This is a genomic window from Pararoseomonas baculiformis (assembly GCF_017813395.1).
GTDB lineage: Bacteria > Pseudomonadota > Alphaproteobacteria > Acetobacterales > Acetobacteraceae > Roseomonas > Roseomonas baculiformis.
In genome coordinates, this window is the sequence record NZ_JAGIZB010000103.1 from 1 (window position 1) to 1,193 (window position 1,193).

The following is a 1,193-nucleotide window of genomic DNA, read 5'->3' on the forward strand; positions in this document are numbered from 1 at the left end:
AGTTCATGCGCGCGCGGCGTGTCGGAGGTCGCGAGCTGCGCCACCTCTTCGGCCTGCCCGGCTGGAATCCATCGTCGCACCACCTCCAGGTAGTGGCGCGCCGTCACCTGATCGGGGGCGACCACCAGCAACTTGCCCAGACCCCGCGCCGCTTCGCCCGGTGCCAGGCCGCGCTCCCGCCGCCGCCGCGCACGCAGGTCCCGGATGGCGAGAAAGGCCTCACGCAGCAGGGCCTCCGCGAAGCCGGTGCGGAGGGCGGTAAAGAGGGCAGGGCGTGTCGTCTCGTCAGGGTAGAGACCCGAGATACGGTGTGGGCCCAGCTCGTTGCCGTCCTCATCGCGCCAGCTGGCCTCGCCGTCGAGCGCGCCGAAGGTAACCGGCAGCACCGCACGCTCAGCGAGCGCCTGGGCGCGGGAGTAGCCGACAACTGCCCAGCCCTCCGCATCCAGTTCCACCTCGCGCGTGCGCGCCTTCGGGCCCTTTCGATAGGGGAGCCAGAGAATGCCCTTGCCGTCTGCCCGCTCCAAGGTGCCAGAGAGCAGCAGGCGCACCCGGGCGCACTCTAGCAGGGGCAGGATGGCGCGGGACCACGCGCTCGCCTGATCCTCCTCCGTTTCCTGAGCCGCTGCGACGGGATCGATCTCGGCCAGGGCGGGTAGGTGGTGCACCTCATCAACCACCAGCAGCGTGCGATGACGCCGGAACTCCGCCAGGTGCAGGTCCGGCGCGGCGGCAATGCCCTGGTATGTCGTGATGTAGCCGGCCAGGCCACGGCTGGGATCTGGCGTATTGTCGGCCGCGCGCACTGAGAGGGAATGGCCCAGCGCCTCCCGCCAGAGAGGGTCAGCGAAAGCCTCTTCCGCCTGTAGCCGCAGGCTGTCGCGCGGCACGACCCAGCAGACCCGCTCCACGATCCGCGCCCTGACCAGGCGACTGGCTGCGATGACGGGCAGGAGCGACTTGCCGCCACCGGGCGTCACCGCGGCCAGGATGTCGCGCGCTTCCGTCTCGCCCCTTGCGATCGCTTCCACCACCCCCGCGAGGCGTTGCTGGTGCGAACGGAGCTGGCGGCGGATCACGATAGGGAACGAGACGAAAACATCATCCCAAGACACTGATTCACCGCGATTCCTGTGTCTAGGCCTTCGTGAAGCCTTCCACCTCGGCAACGTTGGGATACGTAGTGTATCTCC

Annotated in this window: 1 protein-coding gene; it reads right to left on the reverse strand. The window is 68.9% G+C overall.

Translation table 11 applies throughout. The features are described 5' to 3' along the window. Positions 1-1,079, reverse strand: a 1,079-nt coding sequence (locus J8J14_RS24760; protein ID WP_342452537.1) for a DEAD/DEAH box helicase, incomplete at its 3' end; no start/stop codon positions are given. Positions 1,080-1,193 lie beyond the last annotated feature (114 nt).